Below are 20,964 nucleotides of genomic sequence, written 5' to 3'. Positions count from 1 at the left end.
CAGCAGCAATCAACCATAGCTTATGGGTTAAGTCTGTCTAAATGCGAGAGGCAAGAATGCGTGATTTCTCACGAAAAACGCCGATTTGCTGCAAAGCAGTGCGGGCTGCGATAATTCGGCAATTCCCTTCCCGGGCGCGACGCGCCTAAAAGCTCCCCTGGAGATCCCCATGTCGGATATCGTCATCGCCGCCGCCAAGCGCACTGCCATCGGCTCCTTCCTCGGCCAGTTCACCGGCGTCCCCTCCCCGACTCTCGGCGCCACCGCCATCCGCGCTGTGCTCGATGAGTCCGGCATTGAGGCTAAGGACGTGAGCGAAGTGATCATGGGCTGCGTTCTGCCGGCCAACCTCGGCCAGGCGCCCGCCCGCCAGGCCGCCCTCAACGCCGGCCTGCCGCCGGCTACCGGCTGCACCACCATCAACAAGGTGTGCGGTTCGGGCATGAAGGCGATCATGCTGGGCCATGACCTGATCAAGGCCGGTTCGGCTACCGTGGTTGTGGCCGGCGGCATGGAATCGATGACCAACGCCCCGCACATGGTCAACGCCCGCGGCGGCATTCGCTACGGCGATGGCAAGGTGGTCGACCACATGGCCTGGGACGGCCTGACCAACCCCTACGACGGCAAGGCGATGGGCGTGTTCGGCGAGCTGTGCGCCGACAAGTACCACTTCAGCCGCGAGGAGCAGGATGCCTTCGCGATCGAATCGGTCAAGCGCTCGCAGGCGGCGCAAGCCTCCGGCGCGTTCGCCGATGAAATCGTGGCGGTCACCGTCGCCGGCCGCAAGGGTGACGTGCAGATCGATACCGACGAGCAGCCCAGCCGTTCCGACATCGGCAAGGTGCCGACGCTGAAGCCTGCCTTCCGCAAGGAGAACGGCACCATCACTGCGGCCAGCTCGTCCAGCATCTCCGACGGCGCCGCGGCGCTGGTTCTGCTTTCGGCCGACGAAGCCAAGGCGCGCGGGGTGAAGCCGCTGGCGCGCATCGTTGCCCACGCCACTCATTCACAGGAACCCGAATGGTTCACCACCGCCCCGGTCGGTGCGATCAGCAAGGTGCTCGACAAGGCCGGCTGGAAGGTCGCCGACGTGGACCTGTTCGAGATCAACGAAGCCTTTGCCGTGGTGGCGATGGCGCCGATGCGCGAGCTGGGCGTTCCGCACGACAAGCTCAACGTCAATGGCGGCGCCTGCGCGCTCGGTCATCCGATCGGCGCCAGCGGTGCGCGCATCGTGGTGACCCTGCTCAACGCCCTGAAGACCCGCGGCTTGCGTCGCGGCGTCGCTGCCTTGTGCATTGGCGGCGGCGAAGCGACCGCCCTGGCAGTGGAACGTTTGGATTAAACTCCGCGCCGTTGCAGCGCCAGGCCGAGCTGCAAACCACGGCCTGGTTTAATGCGGCATAAAAGATGTTAGTAAAAACCGGTAGCGCCGTTAACGTGAAAGCGCTATTAATAATCCGCCAATTGGCATTCCACGGCTAAGGAGATCCACCATGAAGTTCACGCGTACCCTTCTCGCCTCCGCGCTCGTCGCGCTGCTGGCGGCTTGCAGCAACGGCGCACAGGAAGGCGCGCAGGACGCGCAGAAGTCGGCTGACCAGGCCCAGCAAGCTGCCACGCAGGCTGCGGACCAGGCTCAGAAGGCTGCCGCTGCTTCCACCGCTGCTGCTCCGGCCACCCCGGCTGCTGCTCCGGCTTCCACCGCTGCGGCCCCGGCTGCCGCTCCGGCTTCCACCGCCGCCGCTCCGGCTGCCGGCGATGCGATGAAGGCCGCCGCTGCCGACGCTTCGAAGGCTGCCGACAAGGCCGCCGACGCCGCGAAGGACGCCGGCAAGGACGCTGCGAAGCACTAATCGTCCTTCGAAGGTCGATCCAAACCGGCCGCCATCTGGCGGCCGGTTTTTTATGGGCGGCCGGTAACGGCTATCATCCAGGGTTTGCCCTGGCGATGTTTGCCCCATGAGCGTTCTTACCTCGCAGATCGATCCCCGCTCCTCCGACTTCCAGGCCAGCAGCGCGAACCTGCGCGACCTGGTGGACCAGTTGCACCAACAGCTGGCACGCAGCGCCGAAGGCGGCGGCGCCAAGGCACGCGAGAAGCACACTGCGCGCGGCAAGCTGCTGCCACGCGAACGCATTCGCGCCCTGCTCGACCCCGGTTCGCCGTTCCTGGAACTCTCGCCGCTTGCCGCGCATGGCATGTATGACGATGCGGCCCCGTCGGCCGGCATCATCACCGGCATCGGCCGCGTGCATGGCATCGAAGTGGTGGTCGTGGCCAACGACGCCACCGTCAAGGGCGGCACCTATTTCCCGATGACGGTGAAGAAGCATCTGCGCGCGCAGGAAGTGGCGCTGGAGAACCGTCTGCCCTGCATCTACCTGGTCGATTCCGGCGGCGCGTTCCTGCCCATGCAGGACGAGGTGTTTCCGGACAAGGAGCACTTCGGTCGCATCTTCTACAACCAGGCGCGGATGTCGGGCCTGGGGATTCCGCAGATCGCGGTAGTGATGGGCTCGTGCACCGCGGGCGGCGCGTACGTGCCGGCTATGAGCGATGAAACCATCATCGTGCGCGAACAGGGCACGATCTTCCTCGGCGGCCCGCCGCTGGTGAAAGCGGCCACCGGCGAAGTGGTGGATGCGGAAGCGCTTGGCGGCGCCGACGTGCATACCTCCACCTCGGGCGTGGCCGATCATTTTGCCGAGAACGATACGCATGCGCTGTCGATCGCGCGTGACATCGTCGCCAGCCTCAACCGCAGCAAGCCGATGCCGTTGGCGCTAAAGGCACCGGCGGAACCGCGCTACGCGGCGGAAGAGCTGTACGGAGTGATTCCGCAGGACACGCGCCGTCCCTTCGACATCCGCGAGGTGATCGCGCGCATCGTCGACGGTTCTCAATTCCATGAGTTCAAGGCCCGTTATGGCAAGACCCTGGTGTGCGGCTTCGCGCACATCCATGGCTACCCGGTCGGCATCGTCGCCAACAACGGCATCCTGTTTTCCGAGTCCGCGCTCAAGGGCGCGCACTTCATCGAGTTGTGCAACCAGCGCAATGTGCCGCTGGTGTTCCTGCAGAACATCACCGGCTTCATGGTCGGCAAGAAATACGAGAACGCCGGCATCGCGAAGGACGGCGCCAAGATGGTGACCGCGGTGGCCTGCTCGCACGTGCCGAAATTCACGGTGGTGATCGGTGGCAGCTTCGGCGCTGGCAACTACGCCATGTGCGGCCGCGCCTATGGCGCACGTTTCCTGTGGATGTGGCCGAATGCGCGAATCAGCGTGATGGGCGGCGAGCAGGCCGCCAGCGTGCTGGCAACCGTGAAGCGCGACGGCATGGAAGCTGCCGGTCAAAGCTGGAGCACGCAGGACGAGGAAGCCTTCAAAGCGCCGATCCGCGAGCAGTACGAGCGGCAAGGCCATCCCTACTACGCCACCGCGCGGCTGTGGGACGACGGCATCATCGACCCGGCCGATACGCGCCGCGTACTGGGACTGGCCATTTCGGCGTCGTTGAATGCGCCGATCGAGCCGCAGCGGTACGGCGTATTCCGCATGTAGACCAGGATGGCAATCCCGGCAGCGAATGCCACGCGCGAAGCTGGGATTGTCATCCCAGCTTACGCACTGCCGGAAACGGCGTACACCTCTTTCTTCATAACCCTGCCCATTGCGCTTCGCATCATCGCGCCTATCTTCATTTCAAGCTTGCGCATAACTGACTAAAAAAATTTGCATGGATGTGCACGCCATGCATTTGCATCGATCTCAAAGGCTGGCCGATTCACTCGGCGATGACGAAGGCGCACAGCACATGAACGAGCGCGTGCCTTGCCACGCCAGCGAAAGATTCCTGTCATTGACACCCGTTGAGATGCGCCCCTTCGGCTGGAGTGCTGCACGCACTGTTTGACCAGGGGAAGTCCGGCGTCGCCGGCCAGCCGAGTACGCCGCGTAGGGAGCGCGGTAGCGGATCAGCGCAGGGAATGCGTTTTCCATCCAACTCGACATAAGGACCAAGTCATGACCTTTCGCAGTAACCGTTCCAGCTTCGTGAAAGCCGCGGCGCTAGCCTCCTGCGCTTTCGGCTTCGCCCTGCCTGCCTTTGCGCAGCAGACGCTGGTGACCGAGCCCGACCAGGGCTTTGGGCCGATCTACGATCTGATCAATTCCGCGCAGTCGACCATCGACATGACGATGTACGAACTGCAGGACACCACCGCCCAGAACGATCTGTGCAACGCAGCCTCGCGTGGCGTCAAGGTTCGCGTGATCCTGGACGTGAATCTTGAGCAGCGGAACAACACAACCGCGTATAACCAGCTCAGCGGTTGCGGCGTGAACGTCAAATGGGCATGGACCACGTACGCGGCCACCCATCAGAAGAGCATCCTGATCGACTACGGCACCGCGAACGCGCAGGTGGCCATCATGTCGATGAACCTGACCAGCCGCTACTACAGCACCAGCCGCGACTACGGTGTGATCGAGAACGACGCCAACGACATGGGCGCCATCGAAACCACCTTCAACAAGGATTTCGCGCACACTTCGGTGACCCCGCCGAACGGCGATGATCTGGTGTGGAGTCCGACCAATTCGCGCGCGAGCCTGCTCAACATCATCAACAACGCCACCACCAGCCTGCTGGTGGAAAACGAGGAGATGGGCGACAGCGGCATCGTGAGTGCGCTGGAAAACGCCGCGAGCGCGGGCGTGAGCGTGACCATCGTGATGACCGACAACAGCAAGTACTACAGCAACCTGGATGCGCTGAAGTCGGCCGGCGCGAGCATCGCCACCTATCCGAACGACAACACCTCGCTGTATATCCACGCCAAGGCGATCGTGGCCGACTACGGCACTGCCAATGCGTTGGCCTTTGTAGGCTCTGAAAACTTCTCGTCGTACTCGCTGGACCGGAATCGCGAACTGGGCCTGACCACGACCGATTCGAACGTGATGAGTCAGCTCAACAGCACGATCAACAACGATTATTCGGGCGGCAACCCGTACTGATCCACAGCCTCGCTACCGCCCCTCTCCCTCCGGGAGAGGGGCTCAATGACCGCGTAGGCTCGGATGGTAATCCCAGCGCCGGGATGCCGCGTAGAAGCTGGGATTGTCATCCCAGCCTACGTGTTTCCTGCGCCGGCAGGCTGCTTATCGCTGAGGCGGCCGGAACTGCAACGGCATGGCACCGCCACGTGCACTGGCCGGCGGTTTCGGGCCGCATGCACCGCACGTACCGCAGCCGTCGCTGCAGTTGCCGGTAGCTTGCTTCGGTTGCAAACGACGTCCGAGCGAACGCAGCCACGCTGCCTGCCCGGGCTGGCTGAAATGGATCGACGCCGCCGCGAGCCAGCGGCTGGTGAGCTGCGGCGCCAGCTTGCGGAACGCGTACAGCGCACTGGCAAGCACCGCCAGGCCAATCACTACGTACTGCACCAGCAAGCCCGTGCTCACGAGAACAACCTCGCCACCTGATAAGTGATGAACGATGCCGCGTAGGCCACGGCGAACATGTAGCTGAAGGAAATCGCCACATTGCGCCAGGATTGCGTTTCACGGCGAATGACCGCCAGCGTGGACATGCACTGCGGCGCGAAGGCAAACCACACCAGCAGCGACAGTGCGCTGGCCAAGGGAAAATTGCTGGTGAGTGCATGGGCAAGCCCGCCGCCTTGCGCGTCGCCACTGACCGCATACACCGTTGCCAGCGTGGCCACGGCCGTTTCGCGCGCGGCGAAAGCGGGAATCAGCGACAGGCTGATCTGCCAGTTGAAGCCCAGCGGCGCGAACAGGTGCTGCAGGAAACGGCCGAGATGGCCGGCCAAGCTGTAATTGATGGCCGGCCCCGTGGCCCCTGCCGGCGGGGCCGGAAAGGTGGAGATGAACCACATCAACACGGTCAGCGCCAGGATTACGCCGGTGAGGCGCTTCAGGAAAATGCTGCCGCGCTCATACAAGCCGATGGCAACGTCGCGCGCCTTCGGCAAGCGATACGAAGGCAGCTCCATCAACAACGCGTGTTCGCTCTTGTCGCGGCGAATGCGCTTGATCACCCAGCCCACCGTCATCGCGCCGGTAATGCCGGCGACATACAGCGCGAACAGCACCACGCCCTGCAGATTGAAGATGCCCAGCACGCGGCGAGCGGGAATGAACGCGCCAATCAGCAGTGCATACACCGGCAGCCGGGCGGAGCAGGTCATCAGCGGCGCCACCAGGATGGTGGCCAGGCGATCGCGTGGATCGGTGATGCTGCGCGTGCCCATGATGCCGGGAATGGCGCAGGCAAAGCTCGACAGCAAGGGAATGAAGGAGCGCCCGGTCAGCCCCACCGAAACCATCAGGCGATCGAGCAGGAACGCCGCGCGCGGCAGATAGCCCGACTCTTCCAGCATAAGGATGAAGAAGAACAGCACCAGGATCACCGGCAGAAAACCAAGCACCGTGCCCAGACCGCCGAAGATGCCGCTCACCACCAGGTCATGGACCGGTCCTGCGGGCAGCACCACGGCCGCATGTTGGCCCAGCCAGGCGAAGCCATTGCCGATCAGGTCGCTCATCGGCTTGCCCGAGGCGTACACGGCCTGAAACACGAGGAACATCACCACCGCAAGCGTCAACAAGCCAAAGACCGGATGCAGCACCCAGCGATCGAGTATGTCGTCGATCGCCGCCGTGGCGCGCGGCATGGTCACCGTGGCGGCCATCAGCTGGCGCACTTCATCGTGCAGGCCGGCGCGACTGGCCGGATCGTCGGGCAACGCGGGCGGGGCTTCCGGCAGATCGCCATCCACCCGTTCGACCAGCGCACGCGTACCGCCACGCTTTACGGCAATGGTTTCCACCACGGGAATGCCCAGGCGCCGCTGCAATTGCGGCACGTCGATCACGATGCCACGGTGGCGCGCCGCATCCATCATGTTCAAGGCCAGCACCACTGGACGGCCAAGTCGCTTCACTTCCAGCACGAAGCGCAGGTGCAGGCGCAGATTGGTGGCATCGGCCACGCAGATGATGAGATCGGGCGCGGCTTCGCCGGGATAGTTGCCCTCCAGCACGTCGCGGGTGATCTGCTCGTCCGGGCTGGCGGCATCGAAACTGTAGGTGCCGGGCAGATCCAGGACCTGCAGCACGCGGCCGGACGGCGCAGTGAACCGCCCTTCCTTGCGCTCCACGGTGACCCCGGCGTAGTTGGCCACTTTCTGGCGCCCGCCGGTGAGCTGGTTGAACAGCGCCGTCTTGCCGCAGTTGGGGTTGCCGACCAGGGCAATGCGCAGGGTACCGGCGCTCATGCAACCTCCCGCACCGCAACCCGCGCCGCTTCGGCGCGACGCAAGGCAAAGCGGGTCGAGCCGATCTGGATCAGCAGCGGGTCGGCACCCACCGGGCCGCGCGCCACCAGCTTGACCTGCTCGCCTGCCACGAAGCCCAGGTCGCGCAGGCGCTGCGCGATCTGGTCATCGGCATGGGCATCTTCGACTCTTTCCACCACGGCGTTAGCACCTTTCGGCAAGTCGGACAGGCGCACGGTTGTCATGCTTCTAAATAAGAATGGTTCGCATTGTATCCACTTTTCGCATTCGGTGCAGTGGGGGCAGGTTTGCTGCGCACCGCTTTTCCTTATGCTCTAACCCCTCCCCCGGATCCCTTGCCCCATGACCTCCGCCATCCAGACCGCTGACCACGCCGGCATCCGCGAACTTCGCCTCAACCGGCCGGATGTCCACAACGCCTTCGACGACCGCCTGATCGCCGAACTGACCGCAGCCCTGCAGGAGGCCGGCCGCGACCCGGCCGTGCGCGTAGTGGTGCTGACTGGCGAGGGCGCCAGCTTTTCCGCCGGCGCGGACCTGAACTGGATGCGCGGCATGGCCAAGGCCAGCGAGGCGGAAAACCGCGAAGATTCGCTGCGCCTTGCCGCCCTGATGCGCACGCTGCAATTTCTGCCCAAGCCCACGGTCGCGCGCGTCAATGGCGCGGCTTATGGCGGCGGCGTGGGCCTGATCGCTTGCTGCGACATCGCCATCGGCGTTGACAGCGCGAAGTTCGGCCTCACCGAGGTGAGGCTGGGCCTGGTTCCCGCGGTGATTTCGCCTTATGTGATGGCCGCGATCGGCGTACGGCAGGCGCGACGCCTGTTCCTGACCGGCGAAATCTTCGACGCGGAAACGGCGGCACGCATAGGGTTGCTGCACGAGGTAGTGGCTGCCGAATACCTGGACGACAGCGTACACACGGTGCTCAAGCAACTGGCCAAGGCCGGCCCGTCAGCGCAACGTGAAGCGAAACAGCTCGCCTTCAACATGCATGGGCTGACCGCCACAGCAGCCGAACGCATCGATCTGGAAAATGCCGCGCTGATCGCAAGGCTGCGCGTGTCGGAAGAGGGCCAGGAAGGGCTTGGCGCCTTCCTCGACAAACGCGCTCCCGGCTGGACTTGCTGACGCCCTACCGATAGCAGCGAAGGCTAGGCTGGGCCTACCTGCCATCCTTTCTTTCCCGACACGAGGCATGCCATGAAACGGATCGTCAACATCGCCGATATCGAATTGCAAGCTTTCCCGCCCGGCTTCGGCCCCACCGGCGACGCCGCGCAACGCTTCGAGGCCCGCATGGGGCGCATCTCCATGCAAATGGGCGCACAGAAACTCGGCTACAACATCACCGCGGTGCCTCCAGGCAAGCGCGCTTTTCCGCTGCACAATCACCGCGTCAATGAGGAAATGTTCTTCATCCTGGAGGGCGAAGGCGAGATTCGCATCGGCGCCGAGCGCCACCCGATCCGCCAGGGCGACATCATCGCCTGCCCGCCGGGCGGCCCGGAAAGCGCGCACCAGATCATCAACACTGGATCGGTCGAAATGCGCTATTTGGCGGTGAGCAGCAAACTTTCGCCGGAGATCTGCGAATACCCGGACTCCAACAAGTACGGCATCCTGGGCGAGTTCGGGCCCGATGCGGAAGGCAAGCCGCAAATGATCCGCATCGTCATGCGGCAGGGTGATACCGCGGATTACTGGGAAGGCGAATAGCTCAACACGCGATCCTGCAGGGCATGTAGGCTGGGATGACAATCCCAGCTTTCCCGCGGCATCCCGATGCTGGGATTGCCATCCCAGCCTACCTAGGGATGCTCTGATCTATTCCACGCACCCGGCATGACGTCCAGAAGGCCCGCAGGGTGGGTCGCGCGGCACAGAGCAGACTGGCCGTCTGTTCAAGCCGCGGGGCATGGCCTGCGGGCCTTCTGGACGTCACCCCGTCATCAAATTTTAAATGTGGGGGCCGCCCTGTATGCGCGTCTGGCGGCGCCCCAGTGCCTAGACAGACAGCCAGTCTGCCTTCGCCACTGGGGCGCCGCCAGACGCGCATACAGTGCGGTGACGGGTACGTGGAATAGATCAGAGCATCCCTAGGCGAACAGGCGGTTATTGCTGCGGCGCGCATCGGCTGCGACACGTAATTCTGCTAGCTTTATGGGCTTTGCAGTGGCAAGCCACCCGGTAAGGAACCCGCATGTTCGAGCGCGTACTGATTGCCAACCGCGGCGAGATCGCCTGCCGCGTGATCCGCACCTGCCGGCGGCTGGGCATCCATACCATTGCGGTGTACTCGGAGGCGGACCGCGACGCACATCACGTGCGGTTGGCGGATGAAGCCTGGCCGATCGGCGGCCCGCGCCCGGCCGAATCGTACCTGCGCGGCGACGTCATCCTGGACGTCGCAAGGAAGTCCGGCGCGCAAGCGATTCATCCCGGTTACGGCTTTCTTTCTGAAAACACTGGGTTCGCGCGTGCGTGCACGGAAGCCGGCATCGCCTTCATCGGCCCGCGTCCGGCAAGCATCGACGCGATGGGTTCCAAGGCGGCCGCCAAGGCGCTGATGGAACAGCACCAAGTGCCGCTGGTGCCTGGCTATCACGGCGACAACCAGGACACGGATTTTCTTGCCGAACAAGCGCGCAAGACCGGCTTTCCGCTGATGATCAAGGCGGCGGCCGGCGGTGGCGGCAAGGGCATGCGCATCGTGCGCACGGAACAGGAATTTGCCGATGCGCTAGCCTCCGCGCAACGCGAAGCCGCCAGCTCGTTCGGCGATACGCGCGTGATCCTGGAACGCTACGTGGAGCACCCGCGCCATATCGAATTCCAGGTGTTCGGCGACACGCGCGGCACGGTGATTCACCTCAACGAGCGTGAGTGTTCGGCCCAGCGCCGCTACCAGAAGGTGCTGGAAGAAACCCCTTCCCCGTTCCTCGATGCGGAACGGCGCAAGGCCATGGGCGAAGCTGCTGTTGCGGCAGCCAAGGCGGTCGATTACGTGGGCGCCGGCACGGTGGAATTCATCGTGGGCCAGGACGGTACGTTTTATTTCATGGAGATGAATACACGCCTGCAGGTGGAGCATCCAGTCACCGAGGAAACGCTGGGGCTCGACCTGGTCGAATGGCAATTGCGGGTTGCCGCCGGCGAACCGCTGCCGTTGCAACAGGAACAGATCCAGGCACGCGGGCATGCCATCGAGGTGCGCTTGTACGCCGAGGATCCGGATCACAACTTCCTGCCCGGTTCGGGCAAGTTGCGCCAGTTGCGCTTGCCTGCGCCATCACGCCAGGTGCGGCTGGATGGCGGCGTGATCGAAGGCGACACGGTAACGATTTTTTACGACCCGATGATCGCCAAGCTGATCGTTCATGACACCGATCGAACGCAAGCGCTGCAACGCCTGCGTGAAGCCCTGGCCGAATGCGAGATCGTCGGACCGAAATCGAACATCGCCTTTCTCGAGCGGCTAGCGAGCCATCCGGTGGTGGTCGAAGGCCGCATCGATACCGGTTACCTGGATCGCCACCTTGATGAATTTCTAACCGGCGATGCGGCACCCTCTGAGCATGTCCTGTTCGCTGCAGCTACCGCCGCACTGCTTCACGACGAATGCACGCTGGACGCTGCATCGGCGCACGGCAATGACCCTTATTCGCCCTGGTCACGCGCTGACGCATGGCGTATCGGGCATGCGGGCAAACGCATTGTCGCGCTCAGCCTGCGCGAGCAGCGTTACGAAGTCGAAGCCTACGGCCACGATGGAGACTATCGCTTGCAGCACGGCGCCTCGCAATGTGCAGTGCACGGCGCGCGCCTTGATCGTGGCGTGCTCAGCGCACGCTTCGGCGATGAAGGCGTTCGATTGCGCGTCCACGCCGACGCCGAACGCATCACCTTGCACGACTCCAACGGCCAGCGTCATGCCTTTGCACGGGCGGCAGCATTTGCCTGGGAATCCAAGCAGGGCAGCGGCGGCAACCAGGTCGCCGCGCCCATGCCGGGCCGCATCGTGCTGGTCAAAGCCAAGGCGGGGGACACCGTCGAAGAGGGACAGGAATTGCTGGTGATGGAAGCCATGAAAATGGAACTGGCCTTGAAGGCACCGCGCGCGGGTACCATTGATAGCGTAAGTGCAACGCAAGGCGAGTTCGTGGAAGCCGACGCCGTACTTGTTCGCTTTGCCTCGTGAGCACAAGCCTTGGTTGCTGGAGCCTGGCATGAATACCTCTGAAGTTAGGATCGTCGAAGTCGGCCCGCGCGATGGCTTGCAGAACGAGAAGACGCTGCTGCCGCCGGATATCAAGATAGCGCTGATCGACCGCTTGTCCTCCACCGGCCTGAAAACCATTGAAACCACCAGCTTCGTCAGCCCGCGCTGGGTGCCGCAGCTGGCCGATGCGGCGGAAGTGTTTCACCGCATCCGCAAGGTCCCTGGCGTCGGCTATCCGGTGCTGGTACCGAACGAACAGGGCTATCGAATTGCGCGCGAAGCCGGCGCGAACGAGGTTTCGGTGTTTACGGCAGCGTCCGAAGCGTTCAACCGCGCCAACATCAATGCGTCGATCGCCGAATCGCTGCAACGCTTCCGGCCGGTGCTGGAGGAAGCCAAGGCAGAAGGCGTCAAGGTGCGCGGCTACGTATCCACCGCTTTGGGTTGCCCTTACCAGGGCGAGGTGCCCGTTGCCGATGTGGTCAAGGTCGCCAAGCAGTTGTACGAGATGGGCTGCTACGAGGTTTCCGTGGCCGACACGATCGGCGTCGGCACGCCCGCCAAGGCGCGCGCCATGCTGCACGCGGTGGCACAGGAAATTCCCATGCACGCCCTGGCCGTGCATTTCCATGACACCTACGGCCAGGCCCTGGCCAACATCCTCGCCTGCCTGGAAGAAGGCGTGCGCGTCGTCGACAGCGCCGTCTCGGGCACCGGCGGCTGCCCTTATGCCAAGGGTGCCACCGGCAATGTAGCCAGCGAAGACGTGGTGTACATGCTGCATGGCATGGGTATGCAGACCGGCATCAACCTGGACATGCTGGTGGCGACCGGCGCGTGGCTTTCGACCCAGCTGAACAAGCCCACGGCAAGCCGGGTGACGAAGGCGCGGACCACGGCGGACACGTAACAAGCCCCAAGCTACGGCCGATCCCCTTCCGGGCGTAGAGCTGGTAACTTGCCACTCATGCCCGCCTTCCTCATTCGCCCCATCGAGCCGCGCGACAGCGCCGCCGTTGCCGACATTATTCGTGCCGTCATGCCCGAATTCGGCGCTGACGGTCCCGGCTTCGCCATCCACGACCCCGAAGTCAACGATATGCACACCGCCTATGCGCGTCCCAGCGGCGCGTATTTCGTGGTGGAACGCGACGGCATCGTAGTCGGCGGCGGTGGCGTCGCTCCGCTCGAGGGGGGCGAGGCGGATGTGTGCGAACTGCGCAAGATGTACTTCCTGCCCGAAGCACGTGGCATCGGTGCCGGCCCGGCCATGCTGCAACACTGCCTGGATGCGGCACGCGGTTTCGGCTTCAGGCGCTGCTACATCGAAACACTGACCGGGATGGATGCCGCGCAATCGCTGTATCGAAAACACGGCTTCACGCAGCTGTGCGAACCCCTGGGCGGCACCGGTCATTTCGGCTGCGATCGTTTCTACATTCGGGACCTGTAGCGAACCCGGTCATGGCCAGCCACGATCCACGCGTAGACGCCTACATCGCGAAATCGCCCGGCTTCGCCCAGCCAGTGCTCGAACACCTGCGCACCATCGTGCACAGCGCCTGCCCCGAGGTGGAGGAAAGCATCAAGTGGGGCTGCCCGCACTTCCTGTACCAGGGCAAGCTGCTCTGCTCCATCGCAGCGTTCAAGCAGCATTGCAGTTTTCAATTCTGGCATGGCAAGGACGTGGTCGGCGAAACGGACAAGGACGGCATGGGCCAGTTCGGCAAGCTCACCTCGATCAAGGAATTGCCGAGCAAGCGGGCCTTGGTCGCTTACGTTCGCAAAGCGGTCGCGCTGAGGGAGGCCGCAGCGACGAGGAAACGCGCCACTCCAGCACCCAAGCCATCGCCCAGGCTGCCGGCGGATTTCGCCGCCCTGTGGAAGAAACACTCCGCCGCACACAAGACGTACGAAGCGTTCAGCCCAAGCGCACAGCGCGAATACGTCGAATGGGTAACGCAAGCCAAGACCGACGCCACGCGCCAAAAACGCATCGCCACCACGCTGGAATGGCTGGCGCAAGGCAAGCAACGCAACTGGAAATATCAGCGATGATCCGTATTGCCCGCGCGGCCGACGCCGAGGCCATTCATTCGATTTACGCACCCACCGTCATCGATACCGCCATCACCTTCGAAACCGAACTGCCGGGGGCGGAAGCGATGCGCCAGCGCATCCTGACTCGCCTGCAGCATTACCCGTGGCTGGTGTGGGAAGACAGCGGCGAGGTACTGGCTTATGCGTATGCAACGCGCTTTCGCGAACGCGCAGCCTACGACTGGATAGCCGAAACCTCGATCTACGTGCATGAGAACGCACGCCGCCGTGGCATTGCGCGCAAGCTTTACGCCGCGCTGCTGGATGTGATGCGCTTGCAGGGCATGAACCAGGCGGTGGGAGTCATCACGCTACCGGGCGACGTGAGTGTGGCGTTGCACGAGGCGATGGGCTTCGCGTCTGCCGGTGTCTGGCACCAAGCGGGCTACAAGCTCGGCCAATGGTGGGACGTAGGGGTATGGCAGAAGGAGCTGCAGCCGGCTACCACTCCGCCGCAGCCTGTAGCTGCTTTCCCGACATTGTGCGAATCGCCAGCGCTGCACAAGATCTTCCTTCGCCACGCCTGAAACGAGCGTCGGCTGGGATGAAATCCCAGCTTTCCCGAGGGTTTGCGCCAGCTGGGATTTCATCCCAGCCTACATGGCTGCCAGGGCGCTGCCGCAGGCCAGCGAGCCGGTGCGCTACCATTGCGCTTTTCGCTTGACGGGATTCACCCATGCAGCTCAACCAAGTCAAAGCCATCATTACCGGCGGCGCTTCCGGCCTCGGCCATGCCGTGGCCCAGCATTTGGCCGCGAACGGCGGCCGCGTCGCCCTGTTCGATGTCAACGAGGAAAAGGGCCAGGCCGCGGCCAAGGCGCTGAACGGGCATTTCTTCCGCACCGACGTAACTTCCGAAGAAGGCGTCGCCGCCAACGTCAGTGCGGCCAGGGAGGCCCTGGGCGGCCTGAACGTGCTGGTGAACTGCGCCGGCATCCTGGGCGCCGGCCGCGTGCTGGGCAAGGAAGGGCCGATGGCGCTGGGCACCTTCGCCAGCACCGTGATGGTGAACCTGGTGGGCAGCTTCAACGTCGCCAAGGCCGCTGCCGCACTGATGCAGCACAACGAAGCCGGCGAAGACGGCGAGCGCGGCGTGATCATCAACACCGCCAGCGTAGCCGCCTACGAAGGCCAGATCGGCCAGGCCGCCTACTCGGCCTCCAAGGGCGGCGTGGTGGGCATGACGCTGCCGATGGCGCGTGAGCTGTCCCGCTTCGGCATCCGCGTGGCGACGATCGCGCCGGGCATCTTCTGGACGCCGATGGTGGACGGTATGCCGCCGCAGGTGCAGGAGTCACTGTCGGCCTCCATCCCCTTCCCTTCGCGCCTGGGCAAGCCGGAAGAATTCGCCGCCACCGTGGCTTTCATCCTGGGCAATCGCTACATCAACGGCGAAACGATCCGCCTGGATGGCGCGGTGCGGCTGCAGCCGAAGTAACCTCCAGCGTTCCCGCCATTGGCCCTTCCTTCCTAACCATCGGCTCTACTCATGAAAGCTTCCGACGTCAAAAAAGGCAATGTGGTCGAACACGACGGCACCGTTTACCAGGTGCGCGATATCGAACGCAGTTCGCCCACCGCGCGTGGCGGCAACGTCACGTTCCGCTTCACGCTGTATTCGATTCCCGGCGGCCGCAAGTTCGATCTCAGCCTGCGCGCCGACGACGATCTGAAGGAAATGGACCTGGTACGGCGCGCCGCCAATTTCTCGTACATGGACGGTGACGCCTATGTGTTCATGGACAACGAGGATTACACGCAGTACACGCTCGGCCCGGAACTGATCGGCGACAACGCCGGTTACATCGTGGAAAGCGTGGAAGGCTATTACGTGCAGGTCATCGACGACGCACCAGTGGGCCTACAAGTGCCGACCAGCGTACTGCTGGTCGTGGTCGACACCGCACCTGAGCTGAAGGGCGCCAGCGCCACCAAGCGCACCAAGCCGGCCAAGCTCAACACCGGCATCGAGATCCAGGTGCCGGAATACATCACCAACGACGAAAAGGTCTGGGTGAACACCCTCACCGGCGAATTTGCCGGGCGTGGCACTGAAAAGACGTTCTAAACGAATCGGCCGCGCGGACAGCGGTAGCGTTGAACCCCTACGGAACGGCGCCTGTCACGGCGCCGTTTTTTTCGTACGGTCGCCACGCGACAGGGCGATGGCGCTAAGGCAGAATCAGCGCATTCCGGCCGTGTTTCCCGCCATGTCCACCCGAGCTTATTCGCTACGCGCCAGCGTGTTGCAAAGCCTGATTGCGACCAAGCGTCCGGACGTGCCGGCGTGGGTGGTGATCCGCAATACCGCCGCCGTGGTCTTGCCGCTGGCGGCGGGCATGCTCACCGGTCACGAGGAAGCAGGTCTGGCGATCGGCGCCGGCGCCCTCGATACGATGTTTTCCGATCAGCCCGGTCCTTACCGGCAGCGCCTCAGGCAGTTGCTGCTGGCTTCGCTGGCGGCGGGGCTCGCCTCCCTGTGCGGTTTTCTGGTTGGCGGCAATCTGCCGTGGATTCTCGCTGCGACGACGGCATGCGGCTTCTTCGGCGGCCTGCTGGTGGTGTTCGGCGTGGACATCGCGCGCGTGGGCATGACCAGCATGATCCTGCTGGTGATCACGGCAGCTTCGCCAACCACGCTCGCAAACGCCCTGATCGGCGCCGGGCTGATTCTCGCCGGCGGCTTGCTGCTGACTTTGTTCTCGGTTGCCGCGTGGCCATTGCAACGCTACGGCCCGGAGCGCAATGCGCTGACCACCGTCTACCGCGGCCTTGCAAACCTGGCCAAGGAAAACCGGCAAAACGAAGAAGAAGTGCCCGCGCTGACCGAAGCGATGACCATGCTGCAACAGACGTTGCTAGGCCGCCATCGTGCCCACGGCCGCGCGATGGAAGCCTTCGCCGTGCTGCTGGAGCTGGCCGAGCGCATGCGCCTGGAGCTTGTCGCCATGGCGGAACTGCATGGCGCAGCGAGCATCATCGCGATGTTCCGCGCCGATGCCGCGCGCGTACTGACTGCGCTCGCCGCGGCCCTGGAAAGCGGCGATTCGCCGGAGCAAGCCGCACGCGCCTTGCAAACACTGCAAGCGAGCGAGCGAGCGCTGTTGGATAACCACACCCGCAGCGACAGCGTCGCCGCTCATATCCACGCCCTTTCGGGCCAGCTTGCCGCCGCGGTGCGCAATGCGAACTGGGCCGGAGCAAGCGGCGAACAGCGCGCGGCCGCAGCGGAAACGCGCCTGCCGAGCGCACTGCGTGGCACCTCTGCACTCGCTACGCTGCGCGCAAACCTCACCACACACTCGGTAGCGTTCCGGCATGCCATGCGTTGCGCAGTGTGTCTGAGCATCGCGTTGCTGGTCTCGCGGGTGTGGCAGTCGCCGCATGGCTACTGGCTGCCGATGACGGCTGCGATCGTGCTGCGCCCGGATTTCGCAGCCACCTTCAATTTCGGCCTGCTGCGCGTGGCGGGCACCATCCTCGGCCTGGTGCTGACCACGGCCTTGCTGTACGTCACCCCGCACGATCCCTGGGCCCATCTCGCCCTGATGGCCATGCTCTGCATGGGGTTCCGTTACCTGGCGACTGCGCATTACGGGATTGCCGTTGCAGCGCTGACGGGCGCGGTGGTGATCCTGCTGTCGTTTGAAGGTGTGAATCCGGGCATCGCCGTGACGGAACGTGTACTCAACACCGTGCTCGGCAGCGGCGTGGCCCTGCTTGCCTACGTGATCTGGCCCACCTGGGAACGCGGGCGCGCGCGCGCCGCTTTGTCGGACATGCTGGATGCCTATGCGGATTACCTGCATGCACTGGCGCGGCCGGAACAACGCCATGCCTACCGTGAAACCCGCACTACCGCCCGCACGGTGCGCACCAATGCGCAGGCCTCGATCGAGCGCATGCAGGCCGAACCGGCCACGCCGCTGAACCTGCTGGAACTGGCCAATGCGCTGTTCCTCAACGGCAACCGCCTGGCACGTACGGCGATGACGCTGGAAGCCTTGCTGCACAACTGCGACGGCCTGCCGGAACAGGTAGAGGTGACCCACTTCGTGGAACGCTCTGCGTCCCAGCTTCACGTCCTGGCCGTTGCGCTGCGCAACAACCAGGTACCTGCGCCGGCACCGGAACTGCGCCAGCTACAGCGCAGCCTGGCCACCCTGCTCGCCATGGCGGACGATCGCCCGCGCGCGGAACAAATGGTGCGCATCAGCGACCGCCTGGTCGACAACATCGATACGCTGGCCCACGTGGTCGGTCGCGGGCCGCTTGAATCGGCGGCGGCACAAGGCCAGCGCCGCGTGCATCCGTGAACAGCTGCCGAGCGTCACACGGTCGACAGCCCCGCCAGGCGCTACACTTGGCGCCATGCTGAAAATCGATACCCACGCCCACATCCTCCCGCGTGACTGGCCCAACCTCGCCGTCAAATACGGCAACGAGGCCTTTCCGGTGATGACGCACAGCGATGGCCGGCATCGCATCTACAAGGACGGCAAGTTCTTCCGCGAGGTATGGGACTCCTCGTTCGATCCGCAATACCGCATCAACGATTACGCCCGCTTCGGCGTCAACGTGCAGGTGATCTCCACCGTACCGGTGCTGTTCTCGTACTGGGCGCCGGGTTACCAGGCCCTGGAGCTGCACCGCCATCTCAACGATCACATGGCCGGCATCTGCCAGGACTTCCCCAGGCACTATGCGGGTATCGGGACGGTGCCGTTGCAGGCACCGGAACTGGCCATTCGCGAACTGGAGCGCTGCATCGACGAGCTGGGCCTGTGCGGCGTGCAGATCGGCTCGCATTGCAACGAATGGAACCTGGATGCGCCCGAGCTGTTCCCGTTCTTCGAAGCCGCGGCGGACCTGGGCGCGGCGATCATGGTGCATCCCTGGGACATGATGGGCGCGGCCAGCATGCCCAAGTACTGGATGCCGTGGCTGGTGGGGATGCCGGCCGAGCAGTCGCGCGCCGGATGCTCCCTGGCCTTCGGCGGCGTGCTGGAGCGGCTGCCCAGGCTGCGCGTGATGCTGGCCCACGGCGGCGGCAGCTTCCCATGGAGCATCGGCCGTATCGAGCATGGCTTCCGCATGCGTCCGGACCTGGTCGCTACCGACAACCCGCGCAATCCGCGCGAATACCTCAAGCGCCTGTTTTTCGATTCATGCGTGCACGACTCGCGTGCGCTGCAGTATCTCCTGGATGTGACCGGCGTCGACCGCGTGATGCTTGGCACCGATTATCCTTTTCCGTTGGGGGAGCAGGAGCCGGGCAGCGGCATCGAATCGCTGCAGCTGGATGAACCGGCCCGCGCCCGCCTGTTTCACGGCACCGCGCTGGAATGGCTGGGGTTGCCGCTACGCCGCTTCGTACCCAATACGCATCCTGAGGAACACGCATGAAATCCAGCCGCTACATCGTAGTAACAGCCTTGCTTGGATTGAGCAGCATCGCGATGGCCAAGGCAGACGATGTCACTATGGCGTCCGGCAACGTGCATTTCAGCACGCCGTCCAACTGGGTCGGCATCATGCAGGTCGACGGTGATCCGGAAGTGCGCGTGTTCCAGGTACCCGACCCCTCTCCCAGCGCCGGCGACACGCTCGCACGCGTCAGCGTGACGGTGAAGCAGGTAACCGATACCCAGGCATTCAGCGACTACGTCAACAGTTCGATGACGAAGGCGAAGAATTTGAAAGACTACCAGCCGGGCAGCCGGCCGGCCGGCGATCAAAACACCTTCGTCTATACCGCGCGTGAAAGCGGGACGCCGTACACCTATACCGAGCGCTACTGGTTTCGCGACGGCCACGCCATCCAGTTGCGCTGCGCGCGCCCGTCGGCAAGCCAGGCCGGACAATCCTGGGCCGCCAGCTTCGACCAGAGCTGCAAGGCCGTTGCCGCCAATTTGAATGGCTGAATAAACCAAAGCGTGCATGATGCCCATCTCCTACGAAGCTACCATCGAGTGGGCCGAGGCCCGCGACGCCGCTGATCCGCTGCGCGAATTCCGCCATGAATTCCTGATCCCGCCGCACGAACACGGCGACAGCCATTATTTCTGCGGCAATTCGCTGGGCCTGCAGCCGCGCGCCGTCCGTGCAGCGGTCAACGCGGAACTGGATTATTGGGGCGAACTGGGCGTCGAGGGCCACTTCAAGGGCCGCCTGCCATGGATGGACTATCACGAATTCGTGCGCGATCACCTCGCCGAAGTCGTCGGCGCGCAGCCTGATGAAATCGTGGCGATGAATACGTTGGGCGTGAACCTGCACCTGATGATGGTGAGCTTCTACCGCCCCACGCCGGATCGACATGCGATCCTGATCGAAGCCGGCGCCTTTCCCACCGATCGCTACGCGGTCGAATCGCAGATCCGCTATCACGGTTTCAGCCCCAATCTCTCGCTGATCGAACTGGAAGGCGACGAACCCAACGGGACGCTCTCGATGGGTGCGATCGAACGCGCGCTGGCCGAGCATGGTCCGCGTATCGCCCTGGTGCTGTTGCCCGGTGTGCAATACCGCACCGGCCAGGTGTTCGACTTGAAGGCGATTACCGCCCTCGGGCACCAGCAAGGCTGCCAGGTAGGCTTCGATCTCGCGCATGCGGTGGGCAACCTGCCCCTGCAACTGCACGACAGCGGCATGGATTTCGCGATCTGGTGCAGCTACAAATACCTCAATAGCGGCCCTGGCGCGGTGGGCGGCGCATTCGTGCACGCACGCCATGCCCGCACCACCTTGCCCCGCTTTGCTGGCTGGTGGGGCCACGACAAGACCACGCGCTTCCAGATGGGACCGGAATTCGTGCCCACGCCCGGCGCGGATGGCTGGCAGCTTTCCAATCCGCCGATCCTCGCGCTGGCACCCCTGCGCGTATCACTGGATGTCTTCCATCGTGCCGGCATGCAGCGCCTGCGCGAGAAATCGCTTGAGCTCACTGGCTATCTGCGGTGGTTGGTGGAAACACAGCTGCCAGACGTCCTGGAAGTCGTTACACCCAAGGATCCTGCGCGCCACGGTTCGCAGCTGTCGATCCGCGTATTGGGTGGCCGCACAGAAGGCCGGGCGCTGTTCGAATACCTGATCGAGCACGGCATCATCGGCGACTGGCGCGAGCCGGACGTGATCCGCATTTCGCCGGTGCCACTGTACAACCGGTTTGCGGATTGCCTGGCGTTTGCGCAGGCGGTGCGGCGCTGGAGGGTGCAAGCGTAACGATCCATTGTTGCGCTACCGGAACAACTTTCAATACAGTGATTCCCGCTTTCGCGGGGATGACTGTCGGTGCGTAGGCTG

The 20,964-nt window shown here is 64.0% G+C and carries 20 protein-coding genes; 17 read left to right on the top strand and 3 right to left on the bottom strand.

Going from position 1 to position 20,964, the window contains the following annotated elements; all coding sequences use genetic code 11:
* The first annotated feature begins 169 nt into the window (after nucleotides 1-169).
* The 4 genes from EKH80_RS16520 (at nucleotide 170) to EKH80_RS16505 (ending at nucleotide 5,031) form a co-directional block, all read left to right on the top strand.
* Nucleotides 170-1,348, top strand: coding sequence for a thiolase family protein (locus EKH80_RS16520; protein ID WP_126685883.1), 1,179 nt, complete (start codon nucleotides 170-172; stop codon nucleotides 1,346-1,348).
* Nucleotides 1,349-1,499: 151 nt separating this feature from the next.
* Complete coding sequence (locus tag EKH80_RS16515) at nucleotides 1,500-1,859, top strand: hypothetical protein (protein ID WP_126685882.1); 360 nt, start codon at nucleotides 1,500-1,502, stop codon at nucleotides 1,857-1,859.
* A gap of 106 nt (nucleotides 1,860-1,965) precedes the next feature.
* Nucleotides 1,966-3,573 carry a carboxyl transferase domain-containing protein gene (locus tag EKH80_RS16510; RefSeq protein ID WP_126685881.1) on the top strand — a complete coding sequence of 536 codons (1,608 nt, stop codon included), beginning with the start codon at nucleotides 1,966-1,968 and terminating at the stop codon, nucleotides 3,571-3,573.
* Between the two features lie 462 nt (nucleotides 3,574-4,035).
* A complete protein-coding gene (locus EKH80_RS16505) occupies nucleotides 4,036-5,031 on the top strand; it encodes a phospholipase D-like domain-containing protein (protein WP_126685880.1) in 996 nt (331 codons plus the stop codon).
* A gap of 144 nt (nucleotides 5,032-5,175) precedes the next feature.
* Here the strand turns inward: EKH80_RS16505 and EKH80_RS16500 are convergent, their stop codons facing one another.
* Genes EKH80_RS16500 through EKH80_RS16490 form a run of 3 tightly spaced genes read right to left on the bottom strand, consistent with a single transcriptional unit; the run spans nucleotide 5,176 to nucleotide 7,552 of the window.
* The gene (locus tag EKH80_RS16500; protein WP_126685879.1) at nucleotides 5,176-5,478 is read right to left on the bottom strand and encodes a DUF6587 family protein; all 303 of its coding nucleotides are present in this window, start codon (nucleotides 5,476-5,478) and stop codon (nucleotides 5,176-5,178) included.
* Nucleotides 5,475-7,316 carry a ferrous iron transporter B gene (gene feoB / locus EKH80_RS16495; protein ID WP_126685878.1) on the bottom strand — a complete coding sequence of 614 codons (1,842 nt, stop codon included), beginning with the start codon at nucleotides 7,314-7,316 and terminating at the stop codon, nucleotides 5,475-5,477. Before feoB ends, EKH80_RS16500 begins: the two co-directional genes overlap by 4 nt.
* A complete protein-coding gene (locus tag EKH80_RS16490; protein ID WP_126685928.1) occupies nucleotides 7,313-7,552 on the bottom strand; it encodes a FeoA family protein in 240 nt (79 codons plus the stop codon). Before EKH80_RS16490 ends, feoB begins: the two co-directional genes overlap by 4 nt.
* 127 nt (nucleotides 7,553-7,679) lie before the next feature.
* Here EKH80_RS16490 and EKH80_RS16485 point away from each other — a divergent pair, with 127 nt between their 5' ends.
* The 13 genes from EKH80_RS16485 (at nucleotide 7,680) to kynU (ending at nucleotide 20,883) form a co-directional block, all read left to right on the top strand.
* The gene (locus tag EKH80_RS16485; RefSeq protein ID WP_126685877.1) at nucleotides 7,680-8,468 is read left to right on the top strand and encodes an enoyl-CoA hydratase-related protein; all 789 of its coding nucleotides are present in this window, start codon (nucleotides 7,680-7,682) and stop codon (nucleotides 8,466-8,468) included.
* Nucleotides 8,469-8,540: 72 nt separating this feature from the next.
* Nucleotides 8,541-9,056: a cupin domain-containing protein gene (locus EKH80_RS16480; RefSeq protein WP_126685876.1), complete on the top strand. Its 516-nt coding sequence runs from the start codon at nucleotides 8,541-8,543 to the stop codon at nucleotides 9,054-9,056.
* Between the two features lie 484 nt (nucleotides 9,057-9,540).
* Entirely contained in the window at nucleotides 9,541-11,538 is a 1,998-nt protein-coding gene (locus EKH80_RS16475; RefSeq protein ID WP_126685875.1) for an acetyl/propionyl/methylcrotonyl-CoA carboxylase subunit alpha, read from the top strand.
* A 28-nt stretch (nucleotides 11,539-11,566) separates the two neighbouring features.
* Nucleotides 11,567-12,469 carry a hydroxymethylglutaryl-CoA lyase gene (locus EKH80_RS16470; RefSeq protein ID WP_126685874.1) on the top strand — a complete coding sequence of 301 codons (903 nt, stop codon included), beginning with the start codon at nucleotides 11,567-11,569 and terminating at the stop codon, nucleotides 12,467-12,469.
* Nucleotides 12,470-12,526: 57 nt separating this feature from the next.
* On the top strand, nucleotides 12,527-13,012 hold the full coding sequence (locus EKH80_RS16465; protein WP_126685873.1) for a GNAT family N-acetyltransferase: 486 nt from the start codon (nucleotides 12,527-12,529) through the stop codon (nucleotides 13,010-13,012).
* 11 nt (nucleotides 13,013-13,023) lie between these two features.
* Nucleotides 13,024-13,617: a YdeI/OmpD-associated family protein gene (locus tag EKH80_RS16460; protein WP_126685872.1), complete on the top strand. Its 594-nt coding sequence runs from the start codon at nucleotides 13,024-13,026 to the stop codon at nucleotides 13,615-13,617.
* Nucleotides 13,614-14,186: a GNAT family N-acetyltransferase gene (locus EKH80_RS16455; RefSeq protein ID WP_126685871.1), complete on the top strand. Its 573-nt coding sequence runs from the start codon at nucleotides 13,614-13,616 to the stop codon at nucleotides 14,184-14,186. The genes EKH80_RS16460 and EKH80_RS16455 overlap by 4 nt, the downstream gene beginning before the upstream one ends.
* Before the next feature lie 149 nt (nucleotides 14,187-14,335).
* Complete coding sequence (locus EKH80_RS16450; RefSeq protein ID WP_126685870.1) at nucleotides 14,336-15,097, top strand: SDR family oxidoreductase; 762 nt, start codon at nucleotides 14,336-14,338, stop codon at nucleotides 15,095-15,097.
* Between the two features lie 51 nt (nucleotides 15,098-15,148).
* The gene (efpL, locus tag EKH80_RS16445) at nucleotides 15,149-15,727 is read left to right on the top strand and encodes an elongation factor P-like protein EfpL (RefSeq protein ID WP_126685869.1); all 579 of its coding nucleotides are present in this window, start codon (nucleotides 15,149-15,151) and stop codon (nucleotides 15,725-15,727) included.
* Between the two features lie 142 nt (nucleotides 15,728-15,869).
* The gene (locus EKH80_RS16440) at nucleotides 15,870-17,975 is read left to right on the top strand and encodes an FUSC family protein (protein WP_126685927.1); all 2,106 of its coding nucleotides are present in this window, start codon (nucleotides 15,870-15,872) and stop codon (nucleotides 17,973-17,975) included.
* Between the two features lie 55 nt (nucleotides 17,976-18,030).
* A complete protein-coding gene (locus tag EKH80_RS16435) occupies nucleotides 18,031-19,065 on the top strand; it encodes an amidohydrolase family protein (protein WP_126685868.1) in 1,035 nt (344 codons plus the stop codon).
* A complete protein-coding gene (locus EKH80_RS16430; protein WP_126685867.1) occupies nucleotides 19,062-19,583 on the top strand; it encodes a hypothetical protein in 522 nt (173 codons plus the stop codon). Before EKH80_RS16435 ends, EKH80_RS16430 begins: the two co-directional genes overlap by 4 nt.
* Before the next feature lie 19 nt (nucleotides 19,584-19,602).
* The gene (gene kynU, locus EKH80_RS16425; RefSeq protein ID WP_126685926.1) at nucleotides 19,603-20,883 is read left to right on the top strand and encodes a kynureninase; all 1,281 of its coding nucleotides are present in this window, start codon (nucleotides 19,603-19,605) and stop codon (nucleotides 20,881-20,883) included.
* Nucleotides 20,884-20,964: the final 81 nt, after the last annotated feature.

The sequence above is a fragment of the Dyella choica genome, assembly GCF_003977665.1.
Taxonomy (GTDB): Bacteria; Pseudomonadota; Gammaproteobacteria; order Xanthomonadales; family Rhodanobacteraceae; genus Dyella_B; species Dyella_B choica.
This window is presented reverse-complemented; position numbering and strand designations above follow the sequence as displayed.